The 18,070-nt window shown below is 70.8% G+C and carries 18 protein-coding genes; 6 read left to right on the plus strand and 12 right to left on the minus strand.

All coding sequences use genetic code 11. The features are described 5' to 3' along the window. Window position 1 precedes the first annotated feature (1 nt). Together BM272_RS12480 and BM272_RS12485 are read right to left on the minus strand one after the other, a co-directional pair. Window positions 2-598 carry a Uma2 family endonuclease gene (locus BM272_RS12480; protein WP_093429131.1) on the minus strand — a complete coding sequence of 199 codons (597 nt, stop codon included), beginning with the start codon at window positions 596-598 and terminating at the stop codon, window positions 2-4. Between the two features lie 75 nt (window positions 599-673). After that, window positions 674-2,746, minus strand: coding sequence for a molybdopterin-containing oxidoreductase family protein (locus BM272_RS12485; protein WP_240308134.1), 2,073 nt, complete (start codon window positions 2,744-2,746; stop codon window positions 674-676). A 147-nt stretch (window positions 2,747-2,893) separates the two neighbouring features. On the opposite strand from BM272_RS12485, the gene BM272_RS12490 reads away from it, so the two are divergent. Further along, window positions 2,894-5,221 carry a helicase-related protein gene (locus BM272_RS12490; protein ID WP_093429132.1) on the plus strand — a complete coding sequence of 776 codons (2,328 nt, stop codon included), beginning with the start codon at window positions 2,894-2,896 and terminating at the stop codon, window positions 5,219-5,221. 102 nt (window positions 5,222-5,323) lie between these two features. After that, entirely contained in the window at window positions 5,324-5,809 is a 486-nt protein-coding gene (locus BM272_RS12495; RefSeq protein ID WP_093429133.1) for an FKBP-type peptidyl-prolyl cis-trans isomerase, read from the plus strand. A 133-nt stretch (window positions 5,810-5,942) separates the two neighbouring features. Here BM272_RS12495 and BM272_RS12500 read toward each other — a convergent pair whose 3' ends face one another. The 6 genes from BM272_RS12500 to BM272_RS12525 all read right to left on the minus strand — a co-directional run bounded on the left by BM272_RS12500 (window position 5,943) and on the right by BM272_RS12525 (window position 10,732). Beyond that, the gene (locus tag BM272_RS12500; protein ID WP_093429134.1) at window positions 5,943-6,737 is read right to left on the minus strand and encodes a metal ABC transporter permease; all 795 of its coding nucleotides are present in this window, start codon (window positions 6,735-6,737) and stop codon (window positions 5,943-5,945) included. Further along, a complete protein-coding gene (locus tag BM272_RS12505; RefSeq protein ID WP_093429135.1) occupies window positions 6,737-7,498 on the minus strand; it encodes a metal ABC transporter ATP-binding protein in 762 nt (253 codons plus the stop codon). Before BM272_RS12505 ends, BM272_RS12500 begins: the two co-directional genes overlap by 1 nt. Continuing rightward, window positions 7,464-8,318 carry a metal ABC transporter substrate-binding protein gene (locus BM272_RS12510; protein WP_093429136.1) on the minus strand — a complete coding sequence of 285 codons (855 nt, stop codon included), beginning with the start codon at window positions 8,316-8,318 and terminating at the stop codon, window positions 7,464-7,466. The genes BM272_RS12505 and BM272_RS12510 overlap by 35 nt, the downstream gene beginning before the upstream one ends. Before the next feature lie 65 nt (window positions 8,319-8,383). Continuing rightward, window positions 8,384-9,754: a membrane-bound lytic murein transglycosylase MltF gene (gene mltF, locus BM272_RS12515; protein ID WP_093429137.1), complete on the minus strand. Its 1,371-nt coding sequence runs from the start codon at window positions 9,752-9,754 to the stop codon at window positions 8,384-8,386. A 96-nt stretch (window positions 9,755-9,850) separates the two neighbouring features. Then, on the minus strand, window positions 9,851-10,204 hold the full coding sequence (locus BM272_RS12520; protein ID WP_093429138.1) for a 4a-hydroxytetrahydrobiopterin dehydratase: 354 nt from the start codon (window positions 10,202-10,204) through the stop codon (window positions 9,851-9,853). 105 nt (window positions 10,205-10,309) lie between these two features. Continuing rightward, complete coding sequence (locus tag BM272_RS12525; protein WP_093429139.1) at window positions 10,310-10,732, minus strand: rhodanese-like domain-containing protein; 423 nt, start codon at window positions 10,730-10,732, stop codon at window positions 10,310-10,312. A 171-nt stretch (window positions 10,733-10,903) separates the two neighbouring features. On the opposite strand from BM272_RS12525, the gene BM272_RS12530 reads away from it, so the two are divergent. Continuing rightward, on the plus strand, window positions 10,904-11,761 hold the full coding sequence (locus BM272_RS12530; RefSeq protein WP_162841052.1) for an ion transporter: 858 nt from the start codon (window positions 10,904-10,906) through the stop codon (window positions 11,759-11,761). 57 nt (window positions 11,762-11,818) lie between these two features. Here the strand turns inward: BM272_RS12530 and BM272_RS12535 are convergent, their stop codons facing one another. Both BM272_RS12535 and BM272_RS12540 read right to left on the minus strand, forming a co-directional pair. Beyond that, on the minus strand, window positions 11,819-12,118 hold the full coding sequence (locus BM272_RS12535) for a DUF4282 domain-containing protein (protein ID WP_159433093.1): 300 nt from the start codon (window positions 12,116-12,118) through the stop codon (window positions 11,819-11,821). A gap of 95 nt (window positions 12,119-12,213) precedes the next feature. After that, on the minus strand, window positions 12,214-13,185 hold the full coding sequence (locus tag BM272_RS12540) for a sensor domain-containing diguanylate cyclase (protein WP_093429141.1): 972 nt from the start codon (window positions 13,183-13,185) through the stop codon (window positions 12,214-12,216). Window positions 13,186-13,297: 112 nt separating this feature from the next. On the opposite strand from BM272_RS12540, the gene BM272_RS12545 reads away from it, so the two are divergent. The 3 genes from BM272_RS12545 (at window position 13,298) to BM272_RS12555 (ending at window position 16,588) form a co-directional block, all read left to right on the plus strand. Continuing rightward, window positions 13,298-15,220, plus strand: a complete 1,923-nt coding sequence (locus BM272_RS12545) for an Lnb N-terminal periplasmic domain-containing protein (protein WP_093429142.1) — start codon at window positions 13,298-13,300, stop codon at window positions 15,218-15,220. Next, window positions 15,202-16,035, plus strand: coding sequence for an alpha/beta hydrolase (locus BM272_RS12550; protein ID WP_093429143.1), 834 nt, complete (start codon window positions 15,202-15,204; stop codon window positions 16,033-16,035). Before BM272_RS12545 ends, BM272_RS12550 begins: the two co-directional genes overlap by 19 nt. A 67-nt stretch (window positions 16,036-16,102) precedes the next feature. Then, a complete protein-coding gene (locus BM272_RS12555) occupies window positions 16,103-16,588 on the plus strand; it encodes a DUF3015 family protein (protein WP_093429144.1) in 486 nt (161 codons plus the stop codon). A 79-nt stretch (window positions 16,589-16,667) separates the two neighbouring features. On the opposite strand, the gene BM272_RS12560 is transcribed toward BM272_RS12555, so the two are convergent. Beyond that, window positions 16,668-17,459, minus strand: a complete 792-nt coding sequence (locus tag BM272_RS12560; RefSeq protein ID WP_093429145.1) for an ABC transporter permease — start codon at window positions 17,457-17,459, stop codon at window positions 16,668-16,670. Beyond that, window positions 17,450-18,055, minus strand: a complete 606-nt coding sequence (locus tag BM272_RS12565; protein ID WP_093429161.1) for an ABC transporter ATP-binding protein — start codon at window positions 18,053-18,055, stop codon at window positions 17,450-17,452. Before BM272_RS12565 ends, BM272_RS12560 begins: the two co-directional genes overlap by 10 nt. Window positions 18,056-18,070: the final 15 nt, after the last annotated feature.

Genomic DNA, 18,070 nt, shown 5'->3' on the forward strand with positions numbered 1-18,070 from the left:
GTCACCCCCCGGAGCCGGGACGGGGCGGCAGGTCCCCGGGGCACAGGGCACACTCGGGCAGATGGACGGGGTTCACCGCCTCGCCCAGGGCAGGGCGGCGGATCTCCCCCCAGCGGCCGTCCGCCGGCCGCCGGTGGACCACCAGTTCCCCGGTAGCCCCATCCACCACCCAGTACTCCGGGATCCCGGTGGCGGCGTAGAGCGCCGCCTTCGGTCCCAGGTCGAAGCTACTGCTCGCCTCGGCCACCTCCACCAGCAGCCGGACCGCCTCGGGGCCGGGATGGGCGCTGGCGTAGCCATCGGCGCGCGGGGCCAGGAGGGCGAGATCCGGCTGGGGCTCGGAGTCCGGCGGCAGGGCCACCGGATTCTGGACCCGGACATGGGCGGCACCACCGGCACAATTCCAGAACCGACGATTGAGCCAGTCCACCACCGCCGCATGCCAACTCCCTATGGGCGCCCTCTCCAGTACCTCTCCCTGTACCAGTTCCAGCCGCTGGTCCTCGCCGAAGACCCCGGCCTCGACCATCCGCTGGTAGTCCTCCACCGAGAAGCGGTGGCGCCGCGCCTCGGGGACCTCGACCGCTTCCGCCGTCATCGCTGCCTCCTGCACTCGGACTCGATGTTTCCCCCAACTATGGCGCCGGATACGGTACCTGGCAACGGGCCCGGCTCAGGCCGGCTCCACCCGGCACAGCCCCGACTTGAAGGGCGGGAAGCCGCTGATGGGGTCGGGGTGGGCATCGTCGGTGAGGCGGTTGATCTCCGCCTCCGCCCAGCCGTGGACGCAGTGGACCACGCCGGGGGCCACGGTGTCGGCCACCTCGGCATGGAAGACCACCGCCCCGCGCGGGGAGGCCACGCGCACCCGGTCGCCGTGGGCGAGGCCGTACTCGGCGGCGGTCTCGGGATGCATGGTGGCCCGGGGCACCGGGTCGGCGGCCCGGGTGGAGGGGAAACGCTGCTGCTGGGAGTGGGTGTAGTACTTGCTGCGGCCGCCGCTGGTAAGCACCAGGGGGAACTCCGCCGCCCGTTCCGGCGTGCTCACCGGGCTCTCCGCCGGCTCCCGCCAGATCGGCAGGCCGTCGTGGCCGGCATCGCGCAGCTCCCGGCTGTCGAACTCGATGCGGCCGGTGGCGGTGGGGAAGCCGCGCACCTCGTAGAGCCGCTGCCCCTCGAAGCCCTCCTCGTCCAGGGCATCGGCGAAGACGGTGGCGCCGTCGGGATCCTCGTAGGCCTGGCGCCGGATCTCCGGCTCCAGCCCCTCGGCGGCCTCAGCCCAGGCAGCGGCGAGGTCGCCGTGCCAGAAGTCCTCGTCCATACCCAGGGCCACGGCGATGTCCAGGCTGATCTGGGCATCCGCCCGCGCCTCGCCGCGCGGGGCCAGGACGGCGTCGCGGTAACGGACCTCGCCCCGGAACTGGCAGCCGGGATAGGCTACCAGCGCCTCCCGCTCCAGGCTGGTGGCTGCCGGGAGTACGATATCGGCCCGCTTGGCCGTCTCGGTCAGGAAGAAGTCCACGCAGGCGAAGAAGTCCAGCGCCTCCAGGGCCTGGTACATGCGCGCGGTGTTGGGCCACATGGCGGCGTTGATGCCGATGGCGAAGAGCGCCCGGATGGGCTGCGGCTCGCCCTCGAGGATGGCATCGGGCAGCGGCATGGACTGCCCCGCCGGCCAGTAGCGGGTCCAGACGGGGAAGTCCTCGTCCCCCAGCCGCGGCGGCAGGTCGCCGATGCGCTCGCGGAAGCCGTCGATGGACTTCGGTCGCACCTTGTCCAGGAAGAAGCGGTTGCCCCCCTCGATGTCGAGGTTCCCGGTCACCGCCGGCAGCAGGACGATGGCGCGGTGGTTCTGGAAGCCGTTGGAGTGCTGCACCGTCGCCGTGGGCGACAGCGCAATCTGGGCCGGGCCGCTGGTGGCATAGAGCCGGGCCGCCCGGCGGATATCGTCGGCCGGCACGCCGCAGACATCGGCCGCCCACTCCGGCGTGAAATCAGCGACGTAGGCGCGGAATTCCTCCACGCCACTGCCCCACTCCGCCAGGAAGGCCTCGTCCGCCCAGCCGTTGGCGAAGATCTCGTGGTGGAAGGCCAGGGCCAGGGCGCCGTCGGTCCCCGGGCGGGGCTGGAGGTGGAGGTCGGCGCGCTCGGCGGTCTCCGTCCGGCGCGGGTCCACCACGATGGTGGTCCGTTCCTGCTCGGGGTGGAGCAGCGGGTGCTCCTCGAAGGGCATCACCGAGCCGGGCGGGTTGGTGGACCAGAAGAGCAGGCAGCGGGTGGCCGTGGAGGCGTTAAGGCTCGCCGACTTGAGCTTGTAGCCCAGGGTGAGCTTCTCCGCGACCATGGTGGCCGAGAAGCAGCAGCCGGCCTCGGTAAGGTAGTTGGGCGAGCCGAAGTAGTGGGCCAGGCGCTGGAGCTGCGGTCGCCCCTCCTTGGTGTAGCCGGCGAAGAACCCGGCCTGCTCGGCGCCGTGCTCCGCCTTCACCGCCGAGAGTCGATGGGCGATGGTGGCCAGCGCCTCGTCCCAGGAGATCCGCTGGAACTCGTCGCTCCCCGGCGGCCCCACCCGCTTCATGGGGTAGAGCAGCCGGTCGGGGTGGTACTCGCGCTCCAGCTGCGCCGCCCCGCGCGGGCAGTCGGGCCCGGAGACCGCCGTCGCCTTCCCCTCGGCGTTGATGGTCACATCGAAGGGGCAGTTGGCATCGCACTCGTAACAGGTGCTTCGCCGGGTCACCGTCTCGCTCACGTCCGCATCTCCGTGAAGATTTGTTCAAAGGAGATTCTGGCCTCCAGGGCCCCTCCTGACCACCTGCCAGGGGTAATGCTTTTCCAGTGGGCCGAGAGGTCACTGCCAGGCCCCGTGCGCATCGGCTGCCCTTGTTACCATGGCGCCATGGATGAACAGCCCATCGACACCCTGCGCCCGGAGTTCGAGGCGGTTACCGGCCACGTGGGGGGGGAGGCGCCCACCGGCAGCGGCAAGTCCACCCGGCTGCCGCTGTGGTGCGCCGACGCCGGCCGCACTCTGGTAGTGGAACCGCGGCGGATCGCGGCCCGCTCCCTGGCCCGCCACGTCGCCGGCCTGGCCGGTACCGAGCCGGGCCACGGCATCGGCTGGGCGGTGCGCTTCGACAGCCGCTACCGCGATGACTCGGCGGCGATCTTCACCACGCCCGGCGTGGCCCTGCGCTGGCTCGCCGCCGACGGCCTGGCCGGCTTCGCCACCGTGATCCTCGACGAATTCCATGAGCGCCGCTGGGACACCGATCTCCTGCTGGCGCTACTACGCCACCACGGGCGACACCGGCTGGTGGTCACCTCCGCCACCCTGGCCGGGGCGGCCCTGGCCGACTACCTGGACGCCGCCCGCCTGCGGGCCGAGGGCCGCCAGCACCCGGTGGAGACGACCTACAGCGGGGAGCCGGAGCTGCCCACCACCCGCGGGCTGGCCGACCGGGTGGCCGCTGCGGTGCGCCGGGACCTGGAGCGGACCGACGACCGCGGCGACCGCCTGGTCTTCCTCCCCGGCCGGGGCGAGATCCGCGCCGCCGCCGAGGCCCTGGGCGACCTGGCGGCGGAGGTCATCGAACTCCACGCCGGGATCGACAACGCCACTCAGGATCGGGCGCTCACGGCAGCCGATCGGCCCCGGGTAATCCTCGCCACCAACGTCGCCGAGACCTCCCTGACCCTGCCCGGGGTGACGTCGGTCATCGACGCCGGGCTGGAGCGCCGGACCCACCACCGGGGCGGGCGCTCGGTCCTGGGGCTCCACGCCATCAGCCAGGCCGCCGCCGACCAGCGCGCCGGTCGCGCCGGCCGCCTGCGCCCGGGCCGCTGCCTGCGGTTGTGGTCGCGCAGCGCCCGGCTGGAGGCGCATACCCCGCCGGAGGTCGCCCGGGAGGAGCTGGACGATCTGTTGCTGGCGGCGGCCGCCGCCGGGGTCCCGGCCCGGGATCTCGCCTTCCCCGACCCCCTGCCGACCCACGCCGTGGAGCGGGCGGAGACCCGGCTCACCGCCATGGCGGCGCTGGATGAGGCCGGCCACCTCACCGATCACGGCCGCCGCCTCTTCCCGCTGCCCCTGGATCCGCTCTTCGCCCACCTCATCACCGCCATGCCGGATCCGGCGACCACGGCGGCCATGGCCGATCTGGCGGCGGCGCTGACGGCCGGGCCCAACCTGCTGGGCCCTCTCAAGGGCGAGGAACAGCGCCAGACCCTGCTGGACTGGGCGCCGGAGCCCGACGACGCCGCCACCCTCATCCGCCTGGTGCGCGCCGACCCGCCCCGGCCGGTACCGCTGCGCAAGTCGACGGTAAACGAGGCGCGCCGGCTGGCCGACGACATCCGCGCCGCCCTGGACCTGCCACGGCGAACCGAGGACCCGCCGCCGCTGGCCGCCCTGCTCCAGGCGGCGGTGTCGGCGGTCCCGGAGCTCGGCTTCGTCCGCCGTCTCAAGCGCCGCCAGGCCCTGGGCAACGGCACCGAGGAGGTGGTGGTCGCCGAGGAGTCGCGCCTGCCCGACGAGGCCGAGGCGGCGGTGGTCTTCGACCAGCACGCCGTCCCCGGCAAGGGGACCAACGAGACGGTCAACCGCGCCACCTGCGCCAGTCCCGTGGAGCCGGCCACCCTGGCCGCCGCCGGGGTCGGGGGCACCGAGGTCGCCGACCCCGACTGGGACGGCGAACGGATCACCGTCACCGAGAGGCGGACCCTCGCCGGCCGGACCCTCGCTAGCGAGGCGGTGGAGCCCACGGGGCCCGCCCTGCGTGAGGCCGCCGCCAAACTCGTCCTGGCCGGCCGGCTCTTCGCCGGCACGGGGGAGGCGGTGAGCGAGGCCATCGAGGCCTGGAACCTCTACCTCCACCTGGAGTGGGGCGAGGGCGAGCCGGCCCCGGAGCCGGCGGCCTGGCTGGCCAACCGGCTGGCGGAGCTGGGGGTGGAGAGCGGCGAGGACCTGGCCCTCATCGAGGCCGGGGACCTCGCCTTCCAGGGCGTTCCGAGCTGGCAGCGGGAGCGCTTCGACGAGCACTATCCCCGCCGCCTGGGGCTGGAGGGCGCCGAGGCGCGGGTCCACTACGACCTCCGCCGCCGCCGGATCCGGGTGGAGAAGACCGCCGGCCGCCGGCGCACCATCCCGGCCCGGGGCGAGCTACCGGCGTGGCCCGGCTGGCGCATCGAGTACCAGGATGGCTCCCGCGTGGTGGACATCGCTTGACCGGATCGACCAGCGGGGTTAACGGCGTGCCGGTTCAGGGTGTTAGGATCGCCGCAGGCGGGTTCCGACCCGGCCGATCAACACGACACATCCGGAGTCTTCATGAGCAACATCCAGAGCCAGAAGGTAGTCACCATTGACTACACCCTCACCGATGACAACAGCGAGGTCATCGACGAGTCCACCGGGGGGCAGTTCGCCTACCTCCACGGCAGCAGCAACATCATCCCCGGCCTCGAGGATGCCCTGGTGGGCAAGGAGCCCGGTGAGCAGGTGCAGGTGACCCTGGCCCCCGACGACGCCTACGGCGCGCGCGACGACCAGCTGCTGCAGACGGTGCCGCGGGACATGTTCCCCGAGGGCGCCGAGGTGGCGGTGGGCAATCGCTTCCAGGCCCAGGGCCCGGACGGCGACACCATCGTCCTGACCGTCACCAACGTCGGTGACGAAGAGGTGGAGGTCGACGCCAACCACCCGCTGGCCGGCGAGACCCTCCACTTCGACGTGAAGGTGGTCGACATCCGCGACGCCTCCTCCGAAGAGCTGGAGCACGGCCACGTGCACGGCCCCGAGGGCCACGAGCACTAAACGGCTCCCCTCGCGCGGGAAGGGCGCGGGGCACCTCCTGCCCCGGCCCTTTCCGGTCTGTTCCCGAACCGCCCTCCCCATCGAGTAGCCCCGCAACGCGCCCGGAAGGCCGCGTTCCCGCCCGAGGTATATCTCAGGCCGCGACCCGCCGGATCGCCACCACCCCGCCGAAGACCGCCGCCTGGACCACCACGATGAGCGCCCCCACCGGCACCTCCAGGTACCAGGAGAGGGCCAGCCCGGCGACCGCCGTGGCCGCTCCGATGAGGGCTGCCAGGCCCGTTACCAGCGCGAAGCTGCCGCCGACCAGCCGGGCGGTGGCCGCGGGCACAACAAAGAAGCTGCTCACCAGGACGATCCCCACCAGCTTCACGGCGGCGATGATGGCGAGGCTGGCGGCGGCGAAGAAGGCGTAGTCCAGCGCGGCCACCGGCAGCCCGGAGGCCTGGGCCAGCTCGCGGTCGAAGGTCACCAGGGTCAGCCGACCCCAGGCCAGGAGCAGGAAACCGCCGACGACCGCGGTCACCACCGCCAGCAGAGCCAGATCCGAGGGGCCGATGGCCAGGATGGAGCCGAACAGGAAGGCGGAGAGGCTGGCATTGGCACCGGAGATCTCCAGCAGGATGACCCCCAGGGCCATGCCCACGGCGAAGAGCACCCCCACCAGGGTATCCTCCGCCAGCCCCCGGCGGCGCAGCCAGGCGATGGCCAGCCCCAGCCCCACCGCCGCCGGGAGGGCGACCTGGAAGGGCGCCACCCCCAGCACCAGCCCCAGGCCGATGGCGGCAAAGGCGCCGTGGCTCACGCCGGCAGCGAGGAAGGCGAGCCGCCGCTGGACCAGGAAGACCCCCACCAGTCCGCCCAGCAGGCCGGCCAGGATCCCGGCCGCCAGGGCGCGCTGCATGAAACCGTAGGTGAAGAGCTCCATCACGAGGTCACCCCCAGGTCGTGGTGGTGGCCCACGTGGCCGAAGGCGCGGCGCAGGGTATCCTCCGTGAGGACCTCCGCCGAGGGGCCGAAGGCGAGGACCGAGTGGTCCAGCAGCAACGAGGTATCGGCGTGGTGGCGGGCCACCTCCCAGTCGTGGGTGATCATGGCCACCGCCAGTTCGGGATTGCGCGCCTGGTAACCCTCCAGGCACTCGTAGAGATCCGCCTCGCCGGCGCGGTCCACGCCGGCAGCCGGCTCGTCGAGCATGAGCAGGTCGGGGCCGTGGACCAGCGCCCGGGCGAGATAGACCCGCTGGAGCTGCCCCCCGGAGAGGGCGTGCAGCGGCCGGTCGGCGAAGGCATCGGCGCCCACCTCCGCCAGCGCGGCACAGGCCCGCTCCCGGTGGCGGCGCAGGGCCAGCGGCCCGGGCCAGGCGCCGACGATCCCGGAGATCACCACCTCCACCGAGCGCCCCGGGAAGGAGCGGTCGAAGTTCTTGATCTGGGGTACGTACCCGATGCGCCGGGCGCGGCTCTCCACCCGCCCCTCGTACTCGGCCAGCCCCAGCAGGCAGCGAAAGAGGGTCGTCTTGCCGGAGCCGTTAGGGCCCAGCACCGCCAGGAACATCCCCGGGGTGATGGCCAGATCCACGTGGTCCAGGGCGGTGACGGCGCCGTAGCGCACCGTCAGGCCCGAGACGCGGATCAGCGGCGAGCCGGCCGCCTCAGCCACCGTAGGCCTCCGCGATCCGGCGGGCATTGAGCCGCAGGAGATCGGGATAGGTTGCCACCGCCTCGGCGAAGCCCAGGGGGTCCAGCTCCGCCACCCCGACCCCGGCCTCGTCGGCCAGGGCGCGGATGGGGTCCGGCGGCAACTGCGGCTCGCCGAAGAGGACCGGGATGGACGACTCGCGCAGGGTCCGGATGAGTCCCGCCACCTGACGCGGACCGGGTTCGTTGCCGCGCAGGTCGAGATAGGTTCCGGCCACCCCCAGGTCGTAGTGGCGGAAGAAGTAGTCGAAGCCGGGGTGGTAGGTGACCACCTGCCGGATGGGGAGTTCGGCGAGCCGACCCGTCGCGGCCTCGTCGGCCTCGGCCACCGCCGCGCGGAAGGCCGCGGCGCGCTGGTGGAAGGCCTCGGCCTCCTCCGGGCGCAGCTCCGCCAGCCGCTCGGCCAGGGCCCCGGCGGCGGCCGACATGATCCCGGGATCCAGCCAGATATGGCCATTGATGGCGCCGGATTCGTCGCGAACGGGCTCGAATTCCACCGCATCCGCCACGGCAAAACGCGGTGCGCCAGCCCGCCGTACCACCTGCTCCACGTGCTGGGCACCGATCCCGTTGTGGACCACCAGGTCGGCGGACTCCAGGCGGGCGCGGTCGCGACTGCCCGGCTCGTAGTGGTGGGGATCGTGGCCACGGCGGACCAGGAGATGGACCTCGGCCCCCTCACCGGCGACCGCCTCGGCGAGCATGGCGTAGGGGGGGATGGTCGCGACCAGACTCAATGGCCGCGCCCCGGCCGCCCCGGCAAAGAATATCGCCGCCAGTACCAGCCCTGTCCGCATCCAGCCCGCCATGTCCCCTCCTCATCGATGTTCTGCCTTCAGCATACCGAAGGGGGCAAGCCGGGGACATGAGGCGGCTACCCCTCGAGCTGCCTTTCCAGGATATCGACGTAGTTCCGGATCCGGCGGACGTAGTGGACCGGCTCGTTACCCCGGGCGTAGCCGTAGCGCAGGTCGCGGTAGTAGCGCGGCTGGGTGAGCAGCGGCAGGACCTCCCGCATGGACGTCCAGCGGTCCGGGTCCCGATCCAGGCGCTCGGCCAGCCGGCGGGCATCGTAGAGGTGACCCATCCCGACGTTGTAGGCGGCCAGCGCCAGCCAGGTCCGGTCCCGACCGGTTACCGAGTCCGGGAGGCGTTGGCGCAGATCGGCGAGATAGCGCGCCCCGCCCCGGATGCTCTGCCGGGGATCCAGCCGGTTCTCGACCCCCACCTCCCGCGCCGTGGGCTGGGTGAGCATCATCAGACCCCGGACCCCGGTGGGGCTGCGGGCGGCGGGATCCCAGTGGGATTCCTGGTAGGACTGCGCGGCCAGCAGGTGCCAGTCCAGCCCCTCGGCCTCGGCGGCCTGGTGGAAGAAGCGGCGGAACCGCGGCAGCCGGCGGTCGATACGGCGGACGTAGCGGGCGGTATCCACGTAGTCGAAGATCTCCACGTGGCCGTAGTACCGCGACTGCATCCGCGCCAGGCCGCCGGCGGCCTCGTACTGCGCCATCCACTCATCCACGGCCGACTCCAGCCCGGCGGCGTCCGACGGCATCAGCCAGGCCAGCGGCTCCTGCTCGGTGATGGGGAAGGCGCGCAGCAGCTCCGGGTAGTAGCGGCGGTTGATGGCGAAGATGTTGGAGTCGGCCACCGTGCAGTCGACCCGGCGCTCCCAGACCTGCTCCAGGACCAGTTCGGTGCTGAGATCCCGGCCCACCTCCCAGTCGAGCCCGGGCACACGGTCGGCCTTCAGTTCTTGCAGGCGCTCCACGTAGCTGCTGTCGCCGATGACCTTGAGGGCCACGTCCGGCAGCTCGGCGATATCCGAGGGAATATCCCCGCCCCGCCGACAGATCACCTGCTGCTGGACCTGCTGGTAGGAGGGCCCGGTGCGAAAGCGCGCCTGACGCCCCTCGGTGGCGGTAAGGCCGGCGGCGGCGAGATCGGCCCGGCCAGCCGACAGGTCCTCCAGGATCGTCCCGATCTCGTGGCGGACCTCCAGGCGCAGCTCCACGCCCAGGTGCTCGGCGAAGGCGGCGACCAGGTCGTACTCGGGACCGGCGGGTCGCCCGTCGCGGTCGATGTAGTAGGTCGTCGGCGCATTGCGGGTGAGGACCACCAGCTCGCCGGCCTCGCGGATCTCCGCCAGTTCCGCGGTTCGGGCCTCGGAGGCGCCGTCATCACCACAGCCGACCAAGAGAAGCAGGGCGGTCGGCACCAGCCCCTTCAGTATCCGGTTGCCCATGCCCTCTCCTCATCAGACATCCGTGCTCAGCATAGCGCAGGCATGGCGCGGGGACACGCCAGGGCGGGTCAAGCGGACACGGCCTCCTCCCCTGCCCTAGCCGGCAAGCGCGTCGATGCGGGCCGCGAGGATGAAGTCGTTCTCGGAGAGGCCCCCGATGGCGTGGGTGGTCAGCCGGACCACCACCTTGCCGTAGCCCACCTCCAGATCGGGATGGTGGTTCTCGGCCTCCGCCAGGTCCTTGATACGGTTGACGAAGTCCACCGCCTGGACGAAGTCCTTGAGCTTGTACCCCTTCTTGAGGGCCCGGTTGCCGGAGACCACGGCCCAGGGGTTGGTGGCCGCGGCCTCGCCGGCGTTCAGCTCCTCCAGCAGCGGCGCCATGGCCGCCTCGTCCAGCGGCTCCTGGCCGCCCTCGCAGGGTGTGCAGTGCTGTTCGGTGAGTGTCATCTCTGCCTCCTCCGGATCGGGGTGCCCCCATCCTTGACCCGGGGGCCCGGGGAATCAATCCGGCTCGCAACGGGGGAGTTCCACCGGAAGGGGGGGTTGATCCGGCTACTCGCCGTCTTCGGCCACCGACCAGGCCCGCCAGCCGCCGGCCACGGAGAGGCTTCGACCGAAGCCGAGCTCCCGCAGGAGGGCGGCGGCGTGGAGGCTGCGCCGGCCGCTGTTACAGAGACAGAGCAGGATCCGGTCGGCGCCGAAGTGCTGCCCGTTGATGGTCTGCATGAAGTGGCGCATCTCCCGGTCGTCGGGGACGTCGGCGTCGAGGATCTCCTGCTCCTCCGGATCCAGCCGGTGGCCCAGGAGGTGCTTGAACTGGAACAGCGGCACCGCAATGCCCTCCTCGGGGGCGCCCTCCACCTCCCGCTCGAAGGGCTGGCGCACATCCAGCAGGGTGGCAAGGTCGAGATTGATGAGCTCCCGGGCGGTGGCCGCGGTCACCTCCAGTGAGACGTCGGCTTCGCTATCGGCCATGGGTGTTGGGCTCCCGTATCGCTATGCACTCAAAAATATAGCGCGGGTGCCGAGCCTCGTCGATGATCCGGGAACAGTCCGGTCGGGCCGCCACCAGGAACAGGGTTCTCTGACCGGGGGATAAGGGGCCGGGGGATCCGTTATACTGCCGGCCTTCGAGGAGGGACCGATTTGGCTTCACTGGCGCGCGCCCGGGCGGTCTTCCACCGCATCCACCACAACAAGTTCTTCGAGACCTTCGTCATCGCCGTGATCCTGCTCTCGGCGGTGCTGGTCGGCGTACGCACCTACGAGGTGGAGCCGGACTTCCTGCCCTTCATCAACGCCCTGGACTACGGGGTCACGCTCTTCTTCCTGGTGGAGCTCCTCATCCGCATGGCCAGCGCCGGCAGGCTGCGCCACTTCTTCCGCCACGGCTGGAACGTCTTCGATTTCGTGGTGGTGGTGGTGAGCCTGGTGCCGGCGGAGTGGGCGGGGACGGCGCTGGTGGCGCGGCTTCTGCGGGTCTTCCGGATCCTGCGGCTGGTCTCCTTCATCCCCGAGCTGCGGATGCTGGTCAACGCGCTGATCCAGTCGCTGCCGCGGCTGTTCTACGTGATGCTGATGATGTTCGTCATCTTCTACATCTACGCCGCCATCGGCAGCCTGGTCTTCGCCGGCATCAACGAGGCCATGTGGGGCAACATCTTCCGGGCGATGCTCACGCTCTTCCGCATCGCCACCTTCGAGGACTGGACCGACCTGATGTACGAGACCCAGGCGGTCTACCCCCTCTCCTGGATCTACTACGTCACCTTCATCTTCCTGGCGGCCTTCGTCTTCCTGAACATGGTCATCGGCATCATCCTGGACGTGATGCAGCGCGAGCACGAGAAGATGGACCGGGAAGCGGCCATGGCCGACGGCCAGGAGCCGGTGCAGCAGGAGGCGCCGCCGGCGGCCTCCGGCGAGGACCTCTCGGCCCTCCACGCCCGGCTGGAGCGGATCGAGCGGCTGCTGGAGGCGCGCCGGGACAGCGAGCGCCAATGACCGGCTTCCCGGATCGGCGCCTCACCCGCGCCCTGGCGGCCGGGAGGCCGGGCTCCATCAGCCCCGGTTAGCGTCCCGGATCTCGCCCAGTCGGTCGAAGATCCCGAACAGGACGATCCAGAGCTCGCAGGTCACCCGCCAGACCAGCACCGCGAAGACGCCGCCCACCAGGGCGGCGAGGATCTGGCCGAAGCCACTGCCGCCGAAGCCGTGGCCCATCATGCCCACGCCGCCGAAGACCTGCGCCAGCACCCCGACGGCGATGATGACGATACCCACCCAGTAGAGGATGCGGATAAGGGAGGGGGCGATCATCTTCTCGAAGCTGCCCAGATCGGAGAACCGGAAACCCTGCATACTGCCTCCTGCTCGTGATGGTTGATTGCAGGACCACCGTGCGCTCCACCTGCACCCCTGGCAAGCGAAGCGACTGACCAGGGATTCGGCAGGGGTCATTCCGGCGGGACGGACGGGGCATCGGCGTCGGTGATCATGGTATTGCGGCCAGCGGCCTTGGCGGCATACATGAGGCCATCGGCGCGGAGCATGAGTTCGTCCACGCCCTCTCCCGGACGCAGGGTCGCCGCGCCCACGGAGATGGTCACCGACCGATCGTCGGGCCGCTCCGGCGGCTCGATGCCGGCCACCGCCTCCACCAGCCGCCGGGCCAGCGTCCGGGCCCCCTCGGCAGCCGTCTCCGGCAGCACCGCGATGAACTCCTCGCCCCCGGCCCGGCCCAGGTGGTCGGTCTCCCGCAGGGCCTGTCGGCAGTTCCGGGCCACCGCCTCCAGCACCGCGTCGCCCATGGCGTGGCCATGGCGGTCGTTGACCCGCTTGAAGTGGTCGACGTCGATCATCAGCAGGCTGAGGGGATGGTGGTAGCGACGCGCCCGGCCCAGCTCCTCCCGGGCGAGATCGAGGAGGTGCTGGCGGTTGGCCAGGTGGGTGAGGGGGTCGATGGTGGCCGCCCGGCGCAACTCGTCCTCCAGCGCCTTGCGGTGGGTGATGTTCACCGCCACCCAGAGCACCACCGGCCGCGGGTGGTCGAAGCCGGGCAGCGGCAGGATCCGGGCCTCGAACCACTGCTGATCGGTGGCCCGCGCCTGCTCCCGGACGGAGGCGGGCAGGCCCTCCACCTCGGCGACCCGCAGGGGATATTCCAGGGTACGCAGCTCCCCGCTCTCCAGGACCTCCCGGATGCAGGTCAGGAAGTGGTCGGCCACCGCGGGGGGCAGGACCTGGTGGAGGGTGCTGCCCTCCAGGGCCTGGCCGTCGGCATACATCGCCTCGTTGCTGCCGCCGATGACCTGGACGTAGCGCCCCTCATCATCGAGGACGAAGGAGATGTCGGGCAGTGCCCGCAGCACGGCCTGCAGCTGTTGCCGCTCGGCCTCGAGCCGGATGGATTCGGGACTGGCGTGCACGTATTCGAACCCCCTTTAAGTACCGGACCGTACCCGGCCCCGGTGATCACGACAAGCGGGTGACCAATCTCTGGTAGCCTGGCGTCTTTCATCCGGAAAAGTCCTGAGGACCATGCTCCGTCTACCCGCCCGTTGCCTTCTGTTGCTCGTGGCCACCTTTCTCGTTGCCGGTACGCACACTGCCCGGGCCGGTGCCCCGGAACCCATCATCGATCGGGCCCGGGCCGAAGACCTCGCGGGACAGCGCGCCTGGCGCTTCCTGCTGCATGCTCGCGAGGGCCACGCCAACCGCCGCAGTCAGGTGGACGATCCCGGATTCTTCCTGGCTCCGGAGGGCGACGGTGATCCCGCCGCGGAACTGGAGGCAACGCTGCACGGCTTCTTCCGCCCCGCCGGCCAGGGAGACCGTCACCCACGCTGCCGCTACCCGGCCCGCTTCCACTGGCTGAATGAGCAACTCGACCTTGCGGAAGCGGACCTCCCCGAGCCGACCTGTACGGCGTTCGAGGACTGGAAGGAGTCCCTGGGTGGCCCCCGGGGAGCGACCCTGATCTTCCCGGCCGCCTATCTGAACAACCCCTCCTCCATGTACGGACACACCCTGCTCCGGCTGGATCGGGAGGGCCAGGACCGACAGACCAAGATGCTCTCACCCACCGTCAACTACGCCGCCGACCCGGGCAATGACGGCGGCATCGCCTTCGCCTTCAAGGGCATTGCCGGCTTCTACCCCGGTACCTTCTCCATCGCCCCGTACCACGAGAAGATCAAACTCTATAACGACATGGAGAGCCGGGATATCTGGGAATATCGCCTGGATCTCGAACCCGCCGAGGTGGACCAGCTGGTTCGCCACGTCTGGGAGATGCGAGGCGTCCGCTTCGACTATTACTTCTTCAGCGAAAACTGCTCCAGCCAGCTCCTGGCCCTGCTGGAGGTGGCACGCCCGTCGCTGGACCTCTCCGAGGAGTTCGATCTCTGGGCCATCCCGGCCGACACGGTCAAGGCGGTCCGCAGGGCCGGCCTGGTGGATGGGACGGACTACCGGCCCGCCCTGGCCACCCGCGTCCGAGAACGCGCCCGGGCCCTGGAGGCGGCGCAGGCCGGCCTGGCCCGGCAATGCTCCCGGGGCACCTCGATCCCGGAGGACGCGCTCTCCCGACAGGATCCGGAGGCGGCCGCGAGGATCCTCGACCTGGCCTACCTCGATCTTCGCCATCGATACCGGGAGGGCGAGGCCTCACGCGACGATCTGGCAGGGCGGGGCCATGAACTCCTGGTCCAGCGCGCGGCCACAGGCGTCCCGGACAACCGCACACCGCTCACGGAACCGCAGGTGCGACCCGATGAGGGCCACGGCTCGGCCCGGGCGGCGCTCGGCTTCGGCAGCCGCGAAGGCGGGGCCTTCCAGTCCCTCCGACTCCGGGCCACCTATCACGACATCCTGGACCCCGAAGGGGGCTTCATCCCCGGTGCGCGGATCAATTTCGCGGATCTCCATCTCCGGCACTACATGGACGCCGACCAACGCGAACGGCGCCTGGAGGTGGAACGGTTCGACATCATCGACATCGTCTCCCTCGCCCCCCGCGGCCCGTTCATCCGGGGGCTCTCCTGGCGGGTCACCAGCGGTTACCACCGGTATCCGGTGAACGCCAACGGTGAGGCCGGGAATGGGCCCGGCGTCTGGCGCACCCGGGGCGGGACCGGAATGGCCTGGCTGGCCGGCCCGGCCCGACCCTACGTGTTCGCAGAATCGGCCGTGGATGTGGGTGGTGGCCTGGATCCCAGTGCGGGTGCCGGGCTTGGCGGACGCCTCGGCCTCTATCTCGACACGGGCGAGGGATGGCGCTGGAACCTGGAGGCGGGGGGCCTTCGCTTCGCCGCCGGCGCCACTCACAGTGAGGCCCACCTGCGCCTGCGCGGACGCTGGACACTCGGCCGCAACCACGCGCTGCGCCTCCAGCTGGAACGCCGTCGGACCTTCGACCACTTGACCGATGAGGCCGGACTGTCGTGGCACGTCTATTTCTGACCCTGCTCGCCCTGCTGGTACTGAATGGCTGCACCGGCCTCTTCTTCCATCCCGCCGAGCCCTGGGTACGGACGCCCTCGGACGTCGGCGTGGACTACCGGGACGTCTATTTTCGGTCGGAGGGCGGCCCGCAACTCCACGGCTGGTTCCTCCCTGCCGCCAGCGCGAAGGGGACGGTCGTCTTCTTCCACGGCAATGCGGAGAACGTCTCCACCCATCTGGCCAGCGTCTTCTGGCTGCCCCGACGGGGTTTCAACGTCTTCCTTATGGACTATCGCGGTTACGGCTCCTCCGAAGGCAGCCCCACGCCTGCCGGACTGGTCGCCGACATGCGGGCCGGCCTCGCCGAGGCACTTACTCAGGAGGGTGTGGAACCCGGGCGCGTCATCGCCTGGGGGCAGAGCCTGGGAGCCGCTCTCCTACCGGCCGCCCTTTCGCATTCCGAACATCGCCCGGCAATCGCCGGCGCCATCCTCGACAGCCCCTTCTCCAGCTTCCGCGCCATCACCCGGGAGAAGCTGGCCGGCTTCTGGCTTACCTGGCCGTTCCAGTACCTCGGGGCATGGACCGTGGACGATACCTTCAGCCCGGATCGTTACATGGCGGCTTTCGACCCCCTCCCCCTGCTGCTGCTCCACAATCGCGGAGACTCGATCATCCCGCCCCATCACAGCGCTCGACTGCACGAGTTGGCCGGCCCCGGCAGCGATTTCTGGCTCCTCCCGGAAGCGGGGCACATCCAGACCACGAACAGACCGGAGAACCGGGACCGGATCCTGACCTGGATGCGCACCGTCGTTTCGAAAATGGATTGACACCACCACGACGTTAGGGGAATGTTGAGGACGCAGCGATATCAACTGCAGAGACAAGGAGATACCCATGTTCAAGAAGACGATTCTCGCGGCTGCCTTCATCAGCCTCCCCGCCGGTGCAGCCATGGCCAAGGACTCCACCGGCTGCGGTGCCGGGACCATGATCTTCGAGGGGCAGTCCGGCCTCGTTCCCCAGGTCCTGGCCGTGACCACCAACGGCATTTCCGGTAACCAGACCTTCGGCATCTCCACCGGAACCCTGGGTTGCGATACCAATGGCACCGTGCAGGCCTCCGCTCGTGCCACTCAGTTCGCCTCCGCGAACATGGAGAAGCTGGCTCACGACATGGCAGCCGGCGGTGGCGAGACCCTCGCCTCGCTGGCCGATGTCATCGGCGTTGCCGAGGCCGATCGGGACGCCTTCTACCAGGCGGCTCGTGACAACTTCAGCAGCATCTACGCCGGCGCCGACACCACCGCGGGCGAGCTGGTAGACAACCTGGGCAAGGTGATGGCCGAGGATCGGAAGCTGTCCGCTTACACCACTGCCTGATCGGCAGCCCCGTCCGCTCCATCGACCCCCGTCGGAGCCTTTGCTCCGCGGGGGTTTTCTCGTTCAGGGAGACGGTGTCCTAGCGCAGCCGCTCCAGCCGCAACCGCTGGCGCTCGTCGAAGAGGCGGCGGGCGCCCAGGGCGACCGCCACCAGGGTGCCCAGGCCGGTTCCCACGGCGATGAGCGCCATGATGAGGATCTGGTACTTCACCGCCTCCGCCGGCGGGGTGCCGGAGAGGATCTGGCCGGTCATCATGCCGGGGAGGCTGACCACCCCGGCGGCGGCCATGGCGTTGATCACCGGGACCATGCCCACCCGCATGGCGTCGCGCCGGATGTCGGCCAGGGCCTGGGCGCGGTCCTCGCCCAGCATCAGCCGCTGCTCGATGACCGCCCGCTGCTCCACCGCCGCCGAGGTGAGCCGTTCCAGCCCCAGGGCGACGCCGTTCATGGTATTGCCCAGGAGCATCCCCAGCAGGGGGATGGCGTACTGCGGCGCGTGCCACGGCGCCGGCTGGATGATGGCCAGCAGGGCGAGCAGGGTCACCGAGAAGGCGGCGACGAACATGGAGAGCGTCCCCAGCCCGTAGCCCCAGCCGCCGCGGAAGCGGTGGGGCTGGCGGGCGGCCACCTCGCGCCCGGCCACCGCCAGCATCACCCCCGCCACCGGCAGTAGCCACCAGGGAGTGGCGGCGGCGAAGAGCGCCTCCAGCACCAGCCCCACCAGGGCGAGCTGGACAGCCATGCGCAGGGTGGCGACGACGAAGCGCCGGCCGATGCCCAGCCCCAGAAGGGTGGAGAGCCCCGCCAGCAGCAGGACCAGCCCGGCGGCCAGGCCCAGGTCCCAGGGGGTCAGCCGGATCAGCTCCATGCCGCCTCCCCTGTCTCGACTCGGCCATCCACCAGGGTCAGGCGGCGGTCGGCGACCCGGCCCAGCTCCGCCTCGTCGTGGGCCACCCAGAGCACGGCCACTCCGGTGTCACGCCGCTCCCGGATGCACTCCACCACGCGCCCGGCACTGGCGGCATCGAGATTGGCCGTCGGCTCGTCCAGCAGCAGGACCTGCGGGTCGCGCGCCAGCAGCCGCGCCAGGGCCAGGCGCTGGCGTTCGCCGGTGGAGCAGGTCGACGGCGCCCGCTGCAGGATGGCGCGGTTGAGCCCCAGCGCCGCCAGGGGCGGGTCGGTATCGAGCGGAAAGTGAGCGCCCACTGTCTCTGCCCACCAGACCGGCTCCGCCGGCAGCAACCCCACTCGCCGCCGCCACTCCGTGGGCTCCACGTCATCAGCGGGGACCCCGTCCAGAGCGAGTGCCCCCTGCCGAGCATCGAGATCGGCCAGCGCACGCAGCAGCTGGGTCTTGCCGCTGCCCGAGGGCCCGGCGAGCCCGATGCACTCCCCGATTGCCAGCGCCAGTTCGAGGGGGCCGATGCGGGCGGTGGTCAGCCCCCGGGCATTCAGTCGCGCCATCCGCTTGCCCATGCT

This window comes from Thiohalospira halophila DSM 15071 (assembly GCF_900112605.1).
Taxonomy (GTDB): domain Bacteria; phylum Pseudomonadota; class Gammaproteobacteria; order Thiohalospirales; family Thiohalospiraceae; genus Thiohalospira; species Thiohalospira halophila.